At 51.3% G+C, this 12,875-nt stretch carries 14 protein-coding genes; 10 read left to right on the top strand and 4 right to left on the bottom strand.

All coding sequences use genetic code 11. From position 1 onward, the window contains the following. Positions 1-326: 326 nt before the first annotated feature. Positions 327-1,508, bottom strand: a complete 1,182-nt coding sequence (locus ATB1_RS19815) for a hypothetical protein (RefSeq protein WP_052367823.1) — start codon at positions 1,506-1,508, stop codon at positions 327-329. A gap of 390 nt (positions 1,509-1,898) precedes the next feature. Between ATB1_RS19815 and ATB1_RS23025 the strand changes: the two genes are divergently transcribed. Both ATB1_RS23025 and ATB1_RS06830 read left to right on the top strand, forming a co-directional pair. Beyond that, positions 1,899-2,516 carry a hypothetical protein gene (locus ATB1_RS23025; protein WP_241768111.1) on the top strand — a complete coding sequence of 206 codons (618 nt, stop codon included), beginning with the start codon at positions 1,899-1,901 and terminating at the stop codon, positions 2,514-2,516. Further along, entirely contained in the window at positions 2,402-3,427 is a 1,026-nt protein-coding gene (locus ATB1_RS06830) for an SIR2 family protein (RefSeq protein ID WP_343122538.1), read from the top strand. The genes ATB1_RS23025 and ATB1_RS06830 overlap by 115 nt, the downstream gene beginning before the upstream one ends. Before the next feature lie 55 nt (positions 3,428-3,482). On the opposite strand, the gene ATB1_RS06825 is transcribed toward ATB1_RS06830, so the two are convergent. Next, a complete protein-coding gene (locus ATB1_RS06825; protein ID WP_042662843.1) occupies positions 3,483-4,163 on the bottom strand; it encodes an IS6 family transposase in 681 nt (226 codons plus the stop codon). A gap of 303 nt (positions 4,164-4,466) precedes the next feature. Between ATB1_RS06825 and ATB1_RS06820 the strand changes: the two genes are divergently transcribed. Then, complete coding sequence (locus ATB1_RS06820; protein ID WP_241768110.1) at positions 4,467-5,279, top strand: hypothetical protein; 813 nt, start codon at positions 4,467-4,469, stop codon at positions 5,277-5,279. 71 nt (positions 5,280-5,350) lie between these two features. Here the strand turns inward: ATB1_RS06820 and ATB1_RS06815 are convergent, their stop codons facing one another. Both ATB1_RS06815 and ATB1_RS22350 read right to left on the bottom strand, forming a co-directional pair. Further along, positions 5,351-5,824, bottom strand: a complete 474-nt coding sequence (locus tag ATB1_RS06815; protein WP_042662839.1) for a hypothetical protein — start codon at positions 5,822-5,824, stop codon at positions 5,351-5,353. A 117-nt stretch (positions 5,825-5,941) separates the two neighbouring features. Then, positions 5,942-6,118, bottom strand: coding sequence for a hypothetical protein (locus ATB1_RS22350; RefSeq protein ID WP_198526055.1), 177 nt, complete (start codon positions 6,116-6,118; stop codon positions 5,942-5,944). A 94-nt stretch (positions 6,119-6,212) separates the two neighbouring features. Here ATB1_RS22350 and ATB1_RS22345 point away from each other — a divergent pair, with 94 nt between their 5' ends. The 7 genes from ATB1_RS22345 (at position 6,213) to ATB1_RS21465 (ending at position 12,695) form a co-directional block, all read left to right on the top strand. Then, positions 6,213-6,470 (top strand): hypothetical protein, encoded by a 258-nt coding sequence (locus ATB1_RS22345; RefSeq protein ID WP_198526054.1) that lies wholly within the window; start codon positions 6,213-6,215, stop codon positions 6,468-6,470. After that, positions 6,460-6,861 carry a hypothetical protein gene (locus ATB1_RS22340; RefSeq protein ID WP_198526053.1) on the top strand — a complete coding sequence of 134 codons (402 nt, stop codon included), beginning with the start codon at positions 6,460-6,462 and terminating at the stop codon, positions 6,859-6,861. Before ATB1_RS22345 ends, ATB1_RS22340 begins: the two co-directional genes overlap by 11 nt. Positions 6,862-7,117: 256 nt before the next feature. Further along, complete coding sequence (locus ATB1_RS06805; RefSeq protein WP_042662838.1) at positions 7,118-7,846, top strand: DEAD/DEAH box helicase; 729 nt, start codon at positions 7,118-7,120, stop codon at positions 7,844-7,846. Positions 7,847-7,920: 74 nt separating this feature from the next. Beyond that, the gene (locus tag ATB1_RS06800; protein WP_042662836.1) at positions 7,921-9,888 is read left to right on the top strand and encodes a helicase-related protein; all 1,968 of its coding nucleotides are present in this window, start codon (positions 7,921-7,923) and stop codon (positions 9,886-9,888) included. A 229-nt stretch (positions 9,889-10,117) separates the two neighbouring features. Next, complete coding sequence (locus ATB1_RS06795) at positions 10,118-10,636, top strand: hypothetical protein (protein ID WP_128081423.1); 519 nt, start codon at positions 10,118-10,120, stop codon at positions 10,634-10,636. 51 nt (positions 10,637-10,687) lie between these two features. Then, a complete protein-coding gene (locus ATB1_RS06790; protein WP_128081422.1) occupies positions 10,688-11,233 on the top strand; it encodes a hypothetical protein in 546 nt (181 codons plus the stop codon). Further along, on the top strand, positions 11,220-12,695 hold the full coding sequence (locus ATB1_RS21465) for an AAA family ATPase (RefSeq protein WP_128081421.1): 1,476 nt from the start codon (positions 11,220-11,222) through the stop codon (positions 12,693-12,695). Before ATB1_RS06790 ends, ATB1_RS21465 begins: the two co-directional genes overlap by 14 nt. Positions 12,696-12,875: the final 180 nt, after the last annotated feature.

Genomic DNA, 12,875 nt, shown 5'->3' with positions numbered 1-12,875 from the left:
CTCGTTCTACCTCTCCCGTTTAATGATGTGCTGCCCATCGTCTTTCAGCAGAATTCATGTTTTCCAGCTTACTGATTGTCTTCTGTGAAGCAGGAGTTCAGTTCCGGATTTTAGCTACCAAATGATGGAAAGTAAAATGCTTGTCCTCTGTTCTCTGTTCCTCCACCAAATCTGTCTCTTCCTGAACTACCTTGTAGCTCAAAATCACCCACTCAATAGCGTGGATGTAGCAGGAAAGAGCCGCATGTAACAGATCCTTCTGTAGACACTGGTCGCCTTCACCAAGGATAATCTGGTTGTCGGAGTTGGGACAGCTCTGTCTACTTTTAACGACTACTGTTTATCCATTCGTCTATGTGTTCCGCCAACTCCGAGTCCCATCCTTCTTCCTCATCATAAAGTGGAGATCGTGCTCTCCCAGCAGCGTTCCAAACCACGTCAATTTGGTTGCTTAACAGCTCTCGAACGTCTTCCTCGTAGCTAACGACTTTTGTTTTCGGAGGTTGAATCGTATCCTCGTCAAAGTAATTATGATTGACTATTTCCATTGGGTTATTCGTTAGCAAATTGAACCCCGAAACCCCAGTGAGAGTGAGGCAAATGAACGCTGGGAGTGCAATTCCCTGTGCTTGTAGAAAGCGGAGGTATTCTTTGACCCGAAGTGTCAAGAAGAACTCGAAGTCCTGACTCGGGATGTAAGGGCCGTCATCATCGAGATTCAGTGTATCGAATATACCTGTCGAAACTGATTCGATGATTCCAGTTCTGAAGACCTGGACGTAGCCATCGAGACTGTCAGTTCTCCTATTAGTATCAGTATAGACCGCACCCTTTGAGTTGAGTGAGAATCCACCCCCGACGTTTCTTCCTAGTGGCTTCATTTTGTCAGTCCTATACGACAGTTCACCGACCTCAATTTGGTAAGGATTAGAAAACGCATCTTTAGGGACAATATGAATGATGAGGGCAGAGTCTGATTCGAAATCTACGGGTGCCTCGCCCTGCTGAATCTTTCTCACCCGTTCTGTGTGATGATTCTCTGCTCGCTCACCAAGGTCAGTAGTTAGGCCGGGTTCTGGAGATATCTCCAAATAATCCTCCCGAAGGTCCTGATGGTAATTGTCGAGAAGAACTCTAAGCCGCTCTGCGTCATACAAATCTAAGGCCCATCCGTATTCGTCTTTAGCTTCCTCCTTGACGCTATCTTTCTCTGTACCTCCTACCTTGCGGTTAGTTACAAAGATGAACTTCTCTCCAGAGAGGTCGTTCTCGTTTGCTTTCTGGAGGTCACTACGGAGTTTTGACCGCCATTCCTTCGCCGTGCTGAAGTGACAGACAATATCGCCATCTTCCGCATATACCAGAGCGTCTTTTCCACCGTCTTTTCCTTCGACACCTTGTGGGTCAATCCCTTCATAACCCTGACGTGCGAGGATATCTGAACACAAGCGCTCGAATTCCACGTAGTCAGTGAAATGTTCCAGCGCCTCAATTGTCCGTCTATACATTTATGTGAACCATCGAACTCCTCGATTAAGAATGCTTCCTGCTGATAGACTAGTCGTTAGATGGGTGACCGTCTGAAAGGGGGGATTCCAAATTTTGCAAATTGGCTCATGTGTATATGATTGTTGATTTCAGAGAGTCGCTTTGTCAGCGTGTTTGAGACTCTTCTATCGGGTTTCTGATGATCTCACTGTGTAGCTGAATGTGGAAGACACCGTGCCAACTTGTCCTTCGAAACGCCTCTCGAATGTATTGACGTGAAACATCTCCATCAGCATGCTTGTCGTCACCGTGGACGACGTATTCGCGGTGGAACTCGTTGCCGTCCTCACTGAGTAATTGCCTGCACGTATTCCCACACTGTCATTAGGTGGGGGAATGGATTTGACCGCATGACTGACTTCGAGGAATACCGAGAGGAGATGGTCGCCGATATTCAAGAGACAGTTACGAGAGCCAACTGTCAACCCGTTATTTTCGCCGGCACTGGCCTCTCTATTCGGTACTTCGGGGCTCCCAGTTGGGATGGACTACTAGAGACGCTCGTGGAGGACTGCAACGGTATTGAACAGAAGTACGGTTTCTACCGGCAGACTAGAGATCCACCCGAGGTCGGCCAGTTTCTCGCTGAACAGTATGCCGAGTCGGCATGGGGCGACTACGGTGAGTACGACGAGGAGGATGACGAGAGCGAACTTGTCGGATGGAATGACGATCTATTTGACCACGAGAACGACCGTGATGTCTTCCTGAAGGCCAAGATTGCCGACCATATCCGGGAAAAGACTCCCAAGATAGTTGGTGATCTGAACGAGGAAACCGTTCACGAGAAGATCTCGCTCGACGCGGCCTACGGGAGATTGAACTGCTGCAGGAGATACAGCCCCACGCGGTCATTACTACCAACTACGACCGCTTCTTTGAAGCCATCTTCAACGAGGAAGTCACCGACGACAATCTACTGGACGATGACCGTGTGGGAAGTGCTGGCTTCGACAGGGATGAGGTGATTAACCCCGAAGAAATTCCCTCCTACCGGGTCGTTGTCGGCGAACAAGTGTTACGAACGCGGTACCGGAACATCGGCGAGATTCTACACATCCATGGATCTGTTTCCGACCCAAGGTCTCTCGTACTTACCGAGGAAGACTATCACGAGTTCAACAACCGCCGACGGTACCTCAGTTCAAAGATGCTGACGTACTTCGCCGAACATCCGCTCCTCATCGTTGGTTACCGACCAGATGACACCAACGTCCAGCAGGTACTCACGTGGGCCGACGAGGTACTGAGCGACGACCAGACCATCACAGAAGACATCTACTTCCTCCAATGGGACGAGGATGCCGAAGATCGAGATGAGTACCCGCGAGAACACGACATCAAATTGGATGACGGTGGTCACCTCCGCGTGAAGAGTATCGTCGCCAACGACTTCGACTGGGTGTTTGAGGCGTTTGCTGAGGGTGACGAACTGGCTGTCGATCCTCGGTATCTTCGCAGTCTACTCGCACAGACCTACGATGTCGTATCTTCAATGTCATCAGGGGGTGAAGTCGTGGACGTTCAGCGGTTAGAGGATGTGGCGACTAATCAGGGTGAGTTACGGACGGTGCTGGGTTATCTCGGCGATGACGTTGATGGGGTACCTCCAGTTGAGTTTGACCACACCATCCCCCCTGAGAAGGCTGCTGAGCGGATCGGATTTGACCACTACACACCCCTGAATCAAGATATAATCGCCCAAATCGAGGAGGAGACTGGTGTCGACATTCGGGCTTTCAATAATCGCTATCACATCAACCTCGAAGGAGGTGGGAATCCTCGTCGGTATTCCGAGGAGGCCATCGAACTGTTTCGGAGGGTAAAGAACGGTGAGGATTACAGTCTCGACATCTCTGACGAGCGGATACCTGACTAATCCCGATCTCGGGAAAGGAGTAAAAGGACGGCCACCACGGCCTCGAGGGTACTGTCTAGTTAATCGCCTCCTCGACCGGTGTTCGTCCGTCGAGCGCTTGATGTGGTCTTTGAAAGTTGTAGTATTGCGCAAATTGTATGAACCACTCGCGGACGCTTCCGTGACTGCCCACCCACGAATTATGGAAGCGGTCGACTCGCATTTTGAGGGTGTGAAACCACTTTTCGATGAGGTTTCGCTCAACGTAGTCCAGCCGACCGCTCAATCCTAATCGAGAGAGGGCAGTCTGATAGCCGTAGCCATCAACGAGAAACACAGCGTCTGAGAGATCGTGTTTCTCGGAAAGTCGATGGAGAAACGCAGCAGCCGGGTCGGTACCATGTCGTCCAAACAATTCGACGTCAAGAATCAGCTTTGTCTCGATGTCTATTGCAGCGTACAACCAAGACCACTCGCCATTGATTTTGACAGCGGTCTCGTCGACCGCAACCCGCTTCGGCTTCGCCTCAGGCGGGTTGTGACCGCTGTCAGCCAGCCGATGTACCCATTGCCAAACCGCTTGGTGGGAGCGTTCAACGCCGAGTAATCGAAGAACTTCTTTTGTCTCTCTGAGTGAACAACCGGTCGCGTGGAGCTGGACGGCGAACGCCCTGACGGGCGTTGCCGTCCGCTCACGCTCCCAAGTTTCTTCTAAATCGGTCGCAAAGCACTCGCTGAGCAGGTCTGCGAGCGTCATGACCAATTCACTCAATGACCTGCTCGTTCCTCAAACTGGCTTAACTAGACAGTGCCGCCTCGAGTGATGTGTCAATGTAGTGAATAACCGGATTACTGGCCGTGTGTGTTTGGTGGTCGACGACAAGGGGTGGGACATGCCGCTTGTGAGACGGCGGAGTCCTTTTTAATCTGTTACCGAAATTTGGAGAGTATGTCTACTCGTCTTCGTTCTCTTGCCGACCGTCTCCGATCGCGCCTTGCTGTCGCTCGCTCGAAACTGCATATGCGAAGGGCTGGTCTGAAACGACACATTCGCTTTGAGTTGGATGGCTGGAAACCGAAGGTAGTCCTCGACGAACGGTACGAGAGCTTCGTCGTATGGGGCTCTAGAACAGTCACTGCTCTAGGTATCCTTACGAGTCTTCTTCTAATTCCTCCACCGATCAGTATCGTCCTCGCAGTCACGTTGGCCTCCCTTGAGCTGTTCTTTGAACGCATCTCCCTGATGGTGCAGAGTATGTTTGTCCAGCCCTTGCCGGAGACGTGGGATTCGGGTGCGTGGCAGGGCAACCTCTACCAGTATGACCGCGGGATGTGGGGTATTGGCCTGTTGTTCGACGACGAGGAAATTGCCCGAGTCGCGCTCGAAACGATTCGGGCATGGAACTACGACGAGGACGTTGACCGAGATGGTAACATCAAAATGAGCCTTGTTGAACTGAACGAAGGGGGGTATATGACCTACATCTATCCCTCCGATGAACGAGAGAGTCTGAAGGAGGCCGCGAAGGAGGTCGAGCGGAAACAGATTGAGGAAGGGAAGATCAGAGAGCACTACCAGAATCGGTTTCAAGTGATAATGGCGCAGGACTTTGACAACCCTCTGGGTTCACATTTCAGGCGGTTCAAGGACCACTACGAAGGCGACCGGGTGATGCTGAACACGTTCACTACCGAGCGATTGGTGGACAGAGGGTCAGGGCCGATGGACGGCCTCCCGGACGAGTTCGGTGGTGTGGAGTCGATAGACCCCATCTCGCTGAAGGAGGTTAGGATCGCGCAGGAAAGCGATCTCGAACGTGACTCAGTGGAGTACCAGCATCTGAAGTACGTGATGCCACTGTTAGAACACTAGGTCCGGATGTACGCCGAGATTCAAACTAACGGAATGGTTTGCGAACAGCGCGCCCGGTTCAACGGATGGGATCAGCGGCGCTCCAGGCACGTAAAAGTCGTCTGTAAGGAATCGTTCCCGGCTGGCGTCTCCACCTCGATTGTTGCTACAATTTCATCCGGGTGAGAGTTGGGGAGCGTGGTGGTCCTCCTGAAAGACAATTCACGCGAAGCGTGGCCGTCGAATTGGGTTGTGTCGCTTTGCTCACCATCCTGCAGTTCCACCTCCGCCGGGTCTCCGTGCTGAGGGGTGAGAGTCACACGAGACACGCTGAAGCCGTTACGCCCTTTATTCTCAATCTCTACGGAGAAGTTGAACGAAGCTTCCCGGAGGCCGTCGGATTCCCCCAGACTGCGTGAGCGGAATTCTGGATTGATCGCGTGTATGAGTGAGGGTTGAGCCGGGCGTTTGCGAAAGTCCTGAATCTGAAAATAGCCCGTGGTAGCGGCGACGGCGAACGCGAGGACGGTCAGAATATCATTCCAGTGCGCCAACGGGTCGACCATATCCCTTCGTTTTCATCAATAATACAAACCTCTTCTCAATGCGCGACCTCCATTTTTATTCTCCTTCCGCGGTTGACGTTATTTAGGCAATCGATCTACGAGGAGGGCTGCCCTTCTTCACCGCGTACCGGCCATCGCCTGCTCAACCGCAATGTAGCTGGCAATGGCGACGACGAGCGCGACCAGCCAAACGGCGAGCTGGGCGTCACCGGTGAACGTTGTCGGGAGCATCCCTGCGAATACATTTGTCAGTGCGAACATCGCTACCGCCGCGAGTAGTCCAAGTCCGGACATGCATGACCAACCAGAACGAGGATGAAATTAATCAATTTGCACCCTGAGCCTAGCGACTAAGTGCTTAGGGCTAACAATTAGCTACTAAGCTAATATGTCCGAAGAATTCGATTGGGTCGAACGAGACCGGGGCGTCCTGACCAAGCGCGACCGGGAAATCCTTCTCGGCCGAGCTGGTGAAAATCTCGACAAGAATGCCCAGAATGTACGCCGGTACAATATCCGAGAAAGAATCAAGAACTCCCTCTACGACTTCCACATCATCGCCCAGAACCTCCCTCTTGCAGACATCCAGCAGCTGTTCGAACCCGCCTACGACTGGTCGACGGGAGCGTCGACAGTTGGACGATGAGGGACGGACATCGGCCCAACCAGACATTGACCAGCTGCTCTGGAGTTGGTTGGCTCTTTTTGAGTTCTTCAGCTACGGGATGTACGCCGGAGGCAAGCAGGAGACACAAGTCCTGATGCAGGGGCTTGTTGAGGGAGGTATTGAGCGGGGATACCGTGAGTACCAGCACGACAACCTCCAGACGTACCGGGAGATCGATGTCGATATCGGTCTCAACTACGGGAACCTTGTGCTGCGGAACAACTACCTGCAGGGTGTTCAGCAGGACTTGCCGTCAGAGACATCAGAGATAGCCGAGGAAGTGTTACGACTCCGCCGGCTGCGGAAAATTTCTCGGATAGATGCGTCTCGCTGGTTCGATGAGTACGTCCGAAAGCCAGAGTTTGATTAAGTGATTGTTCTATACGACCGCACCATCCTTGAACCTGGATTTGTCGAAGACCCGGAAACGAGGCGAACCGCGCTGGACATCGCTGAGGACTACTTCAACGACGGGGACGACAACGCAAAACAGTTCTTGGACGAACACACATAATTCGTTACCCCATCTATTTCGCGCGCTCACCGAGCGCTAACCAACATTCGGTCTTGTTTGCCTCCCCCCTTCGCCACCAAGATATATTGTAATTGGCTTTATTTGACCATTTATGACTTCAGGGGATTTAGTCGAAATCGGGGAATCATACGGGTTGTGGGATGACCACATCGAGCATCTACAAGAGAATCGAAGTATCGAAAAGCTGTGGCCGCCCCAGACCCAAGCGTTGGATGAGGGTGCCACCGACGATGTGAATTTCTTAATGGTCTCCCCACCGGGAACAGGGAAAACGCTCATTGCCGAGATTATCGCTGTCAATGAATGGGTGTCATCCGGCAACCCTGCGGTATACCTCGTCCCCTACGTCGCCCTTGCCCAGGAGAAATACGACGACTTTGACCAGCACCTCGACGATGAGATGGGGCTTGATATCGAGAAAGCGACAGAGACTGATTACCCAAATCCCGCTGAACTGTTCGAGTCACAGATCATCGTCATGACTTACGAAAAGTTCGATTACTATCTCCGCAACTACCCCGACTACGTCTCGGAAATCAGTTGCGCCATTGTCGACGAGTTTCATATGGTCTCCGACAACACCCGTGGTCCCAATCTTGAGGTCGCAATCACCGACCTCATGATGAACCATCCGGACGTTCGTATCGTCGGACTCAGCGCGACCACACCGAACCCGGAAGCGGTCAGTGACTGGCTTAGCGGTTCGTTCAGCCACTCGCCCGACTGGCGACACAACGAACTTCACGAAGGCATCTGCTTGATCAAGAGCGGGAAATCAGGTTCTATGCAGATGGTGAACAGATCCGGACTGAGGACATAGGGGACCACCTCAACGGGAACTACAAAACCAACGCCATCCTTGATTTCCTAATCTCCGAAGCTGAGTGGGATAAGATGGGGCAGGCCCTCGTGTTCGCCCCGACCCGAAACGACACGAAGAGGACAGCCACCAGCTTGGCAAACTTCATCAACTCACGGGAGCGGTCACAGGATTTTGGACTGAACAGGGCGGCCCTCAAATCGCTCAAGGAACAGATTGAGGACGGACCCGACAGCGGAAAAACGGAGGGTGAGCTGAAGAACTGCCTGGATAGCGGTATTGGATTCCACCATGCTGGACTCTCCAGACACGCCAAATCCGTCTTAGAAGAGGGGTTCGACCAAGGACACATCAAAGCTGTCGTCGCCACAAGCACACTTGCAGCTGGCGTCAACCTGCCCATCAAACGCGTGTTCATCCTCGAACCGAAGCTCGGACGCTCAGATATGCTCGTCAGCCAGTACAAGAACTTGGCCGGACGTGCGGGGCGCCCACGTATAGATGAGCCCGGAGAGTCCGTTTTGTTCGCAACGAATCAGAACCAGGGCATACCTACCGTTGCGAACTACATCAACGGCGACATCGACCCCCTACAATCTCAGATTGACTTCGGAGAACACTACGACGTGCTGCTGAACTTGGTCCGGAGCTGTCCTTCGATGCCCAAGTTGCTTGAGTTCCTGAACCAGACTTTTCTCGGCCATGCCCAAGACGTGACCCACGCGGACATCGGTGACGGTGTCGGCGAAGCCGTGACAGACCTCAGTCGGTGGAACATGCTTGAGTTCTCTTCCAATGAGTTCCACCTCTCTCAACTCGGAACAGCCGCCTCTAAACAACTCATCAGCCCCCACTCGATCCATTTGGTAATAAACTATCTCCAGACTACCGAGGAGATTGATATCCAGCACCTGTTGATAACGATCGCTGCGTCGCCTGAATTTGACATGGGATACCGCCTATTCATGGCCGGAAAGTACTGGAAACAGCGGGACGAAATTAGGAACGAACTTAACCTCACCCACATTGAAACCGATGAGTTCGACAACGTGATCACGACCGCGCTCGTCATCTACGATTGGATTGGGGAGGAACAGCTCACTACTATTTACGAGGAACGAAGCGTTAACGACGACTATTGGGGAACAGCCGACGTCAGGGAGCGAATCGCACCTATCTTCGTCCGGATCCTCTCCTCTGTGGCCGAAGTTCTTGAAGAAGCACAATCGGCCCTTCATGAGGAATATGGAGACGAACTTTCTCGGCTCGCACAGCGCATCGACTTTGGACTCAGCGAGGAGGGTGTTCCCTTTGCAACCCACGGAATCGAACGCAACCGACGGCGTGTCATCGACCTCCGGACCCGCGTTGGCATCGACTCGCCGGACGATCTCCTCGACGTCTCCGTCCAAGAGCTGGCGACCAAAATGAAACGCAGACGAGCACTTAGATATAAGCGACGAGCAATTAACCGGCTGCTTGACGGCACTGAACGGGACAAGGAGGCAGTCCTACTTGATGTCCACGAGCAGGGCTTGAACGCGGAAGCGTTCCGGAACCTCTTGTCTACATGGGAGATCGAGTTCCAGAATTGCGTGATCAACGAACTCGACCGAGTCTCTGGTATCGAAGTTAACGAAGTCGATGAGGATGGTCCCGGATACGATCCCGAGGCGTACTGCTACATCTACAGCGACGATGGAGGTTACCTCCAAACCTACGAGGGGAAGCCCTTCGAGATCGCACTAGAGTGTAAATCGAAGGTCGAACTGAACGGAGAGGTCGGCACAGACGATGCAACAGAGGTTCTCAAGAAGGCCCGCGACAGTAGCGACGCCCTCGTTACAGTCGGGGCACCGGCATTCACCGACGAAGCGAGGGACGCCGCCCGAGAGACTGGAGTCCTCTTGTTAGACGCACCCGCTTTCGCAGCAGCGATGGTACGGATGCAGCAAGGCGAGTTCGCTCCTGAACAGCTCCTGGAATTCTTCAGCCAACGAGGATACCTCTCTCGGTCGGATGTATACGACTCCGAAGTATGATTCTCTGAGACGACTTCGACCAATTTCTATCTGTATGTCGTACTTGGATGGCCTAACGTAACGAGGCTTCTTCGTCGAAGCCGCCCTCGCAGATCCGTCTCGTCGCCATTGGTAGTTTGCGAGGCGTCTCGTCTGTACGCCGCACCCTCTCAGGATGTAAAAGCACACCTTGAGTTGTTGGCGATTCTGAATGTTTATATCGGCGTCTAACGTTTTGTTTTTTCAGATAATGATAGATTGGGCACAAGACCAATTTGAGGCTAGTCGATATGATAACTGGGAGCTCTATTTTTTATTGATAGCAGTAGGATTAGGTGCAGGTATCGTATTTCGAATTGACGTCATCACGGGTTTTCTGTATAGGCTTGATGGATTCGATGTTGCGTACGGATACACGATGGATCGGATTCTCATCGCGGCGATTCAGGGTATCGTACTGTCGATTATAGGTAGTATGCTCTTCTCCCAAGGAAATTCGTACTTCGCGTTCATCACTGGCTCATTCAATACAAAAGAGACCACGTTCTTAGTCCGCGTTGGGTTAATGACCCTTCTCAGTATTGCTGTAACGATAGTGCTCCCAGAGTTCATCTATGCCCATTCGGAGTTCGTAGTTGTCCAAACGCTCGGCGTGGTCGTTTTCCTGGGTTACTATATGATACACAACGATATTGGTGACTGGAAAATCAGTAATGAAGCTCCAGTACTGCTCGCAGGATTCGTCCTTTTTGCTGCACCCATGATTTGAGGTGCACCAAAACACATCAGCCACCGAGACTTTTATTATTGACACATCTAATTGTCAACCGAACTTAGAATGGGTCTTACTTCTCAGATCAAAAACGGGGGTTGGGGGGCACTTGCTCTGTATCTATATTCTCTGTTTATACTTCTCTACTGGGAAATCCCTTTGGTCACCTCTGACCGCATAGCAATGGCCAGTGCCGCGGCTCCCGCACTTCTGGTCATGTTTGCTGTTGTGGTTTTGAATCATCAGCTCAATGAGTTCTGGGCTGGAGGAAACCTGATTGAATCCGCAAGGACCATTAGGCAAATAACAGGTGAACGTGATTTCTACCACTCGGCCTCAGAGGAGATTCAATCTTCAATTAACGATTTTGATGAGAAAGCCTATAGTCACCATATCTCAATCCTTTCAGGGCTCATTCTTACAATCGCGATACCAATAACGGGCTATTTTGCGATTGGTTGGAAAGGCGTTGTCGGCGGAGTTGTTTTGTCATTACTCTCGTTTCGGACGTTAACAATTCGATCATATCGCGAACTGAATAGATTAGCAACAGAACTGTCGACCCCCTACGAGGAAAACTATGAAAATCAGTAGACTTGAAATTGAAAACTTCGCAATCGATGAGAGCCCGACAATCACCCAACAATCCGTTAGTGGAAGGGATCTCCTGCTATACGGTGGGAACCGTTCTGGAAAAACACTCACATTCAATGCGATACTGTACGGGCTATACGGGAGGTCCGGAACCTTTGGAATTTCACCAGGGCAGCGCAGCAAAGTAAACCTCCATTTTGACAATTCCGATGCGGTACTTCGAGAACGGAGTCATCGGTTTGAACATGATGGCGACTTATTCGACGCGACAGAAGGTGTCGAAAGGTTCGTCGGACCTGAAGAGAGCGTACGGCTACAGTTCATTACATCAAGCCCACCGAATCAGCCTATCAGTACCTTGAACGGTGATGAACTTCTTGACAGAATTCGAGGTATTCTAAGTAGTGGAAATCAATCTGAGATTGAGAGACATCGGAGAGCAAAAGCTGATCTAAAGCATCTCGAAGAGATCAGACGACGAGGGGAAGACAGTCCAAGCGTTGGCCAACTCAAGCGAGATTTACAGTCACTCCCAATTTCGAGGACCGAAAATAGAATTGAGAATATAATAGAACTTCAGAGACTCATTGATTCGGGAGAAATCAAGATTATTAGTGCCCGACTTCAAAAGAAGGACGAGGTTGCGGAACGCCTCAGCGAACTGTACGACGAGCGGCGAACCATTGAACACAGTTTAAAAAAGAAACGTGAGGAGCTTAGTGACGCATCACGGTATACGCAAGAAGTAAATGATTTACTTATAGATGCAATCGAAGAGTTCACTTGCCCCGTCTGTGGTCGCTTGGTTGAGGAATCCATTGCCCGAAGTCGACTTCCTAGTAACTGCCCACAATGTGGGCGTCCACGAGATCTTTCAGAACTTCGTAATCGGCTCCGCGAGAAGGTTGACAATGCAGACACGACGATTCAGAAGATCAAGCAAGACATCGCTGATTTGGAAGAACAACTGGCTTCGGTGAAAGCTGAAATCACAGAACTACAAGAAGCTGACCCAGAGTTGGAAGGGCTGAATCAATTTGTGAGAACTGCCCTTAAACAGGCTGAACACGACATGGAGCAGCTCCAGGTGCGAACATCAAATGAGCTCAAGAATCATCAAGAGGAATTATCAGAATTTAAATCAGCCAAAGAAGGATTGGAGGGACAGCTCGAATCTAGACAGGAGCTGCTCGCCTCGATCGATGAATCGATTGAGCAAGCAGAACAAGCGATTGATAGACTTGAACAGGAAGCGTTTGAAGAGATTCGTGACGATTTTACTGACCGTCTCTCGACAATCTACAAGAGCATTGCACCTGATTTGGGCACTAATGTTAGCCTGTCTCCAGAAGGGGAGTTAGAGTTCCCAGGTACTGGATCAGAAGGCTCTAGATCCTACAATCGACTTAGTAGTGGAGAACGTCGATTAGTGAACCTTGGCTTTTGGACTCACACTAGCTAAGTTCGCTCAAGAAAACGAAGATGCTCACAACTGGGAAGTTCTCGTCCTCGACGAGCCACTTACAAATCTCGAATCGGAGATTCAAGATTCGGCAGCTCGTTATCTTCGGGACACGGACATCCAAGTGGTGATGACGTCTCCACTCGATCGAATTCAATCACACTTCCAAGATGATGAGTC

The organism is Haloferax sp. ATB1 (assembly GCF_000730175.1).
This window is presented reverse-complemented; position numbering and strand designations above follow the sequence as displayed.

Excerpts from the sequence above, each read along its gene's own strand:
- ATB1_RS06800 (WP_042662836.1), top strand. The coding sequence starts at position 7,921 with ATGGGGCAGGCCCTCGTGTTCGCCCCGACCCGAAACGACACGAAGAGG.
- ATB1_RS06825 (WP_042662843.1), bottom strand. The coding sequence starts at position 4,163 with ATGACGCTCGCAGACCTGCTCAGCGAGTGCTTTGCGACCGATTTAGAA.
- ATB1_RS22350 (WP_198526055.1), bottom strand. The coding sequence starts at position 6,118 with ATGTCCGGACTTGGACTACTCGCGGCGGTAGCGATGTTCGCACTGACA.
- ATB1_RS06815 (WP_042662839.1), bottom strand. The coding sequence starts at position 5,824 with ATGGTCGACCCGTTGGCGCACTGGAATGATATTCTGACCGTCCTCGCG.
- ATB1_RS21465 (WP_128081421.1), top strand. The coding sequence starts at position 11,220 with ATGAAAATCAGTAGACTTGAAATTGAAAACTTCGCAATCGATGAGAGC.
- ATB1_RS23025 (WP_241768111.1), top strand. The coding sequence starts at position 1,899 with ATGACTGACTTCGAGGAATACCGAGAGGAGATGGTCGCCGATATTCAA.
- ATB1_RS19815 (WP_052367823.1), bottom strand. The coding sequence starts at position 1,508 with ATGTATAGACGGACAATTGAGGCGCTGGAACATTTCACTGACTACGTG.
- ATB1_RS06805 (WP_042662838.1), top strand. The coding sequence starts at position 7,118 with ATGACTTCAGGGGATTTAGTCGAAATCGGGGAATCATACGGGTTGTGG.
- ATB1_RS06795 (WP_128081423.1), top strand. The coding sequence starts at position 10,118 with ATGATAGATTGGGCACAAGACCAATTTGAGGCTAGTCGATATGATAAC.
- ATB1_RS22345 (WP_198526054.1), top strand. The coding sequence starts at position 6,213 with ATGTCCGAAGAATTCGATTGGGTCGAACGAGACCGGGGCGTCCTGACC.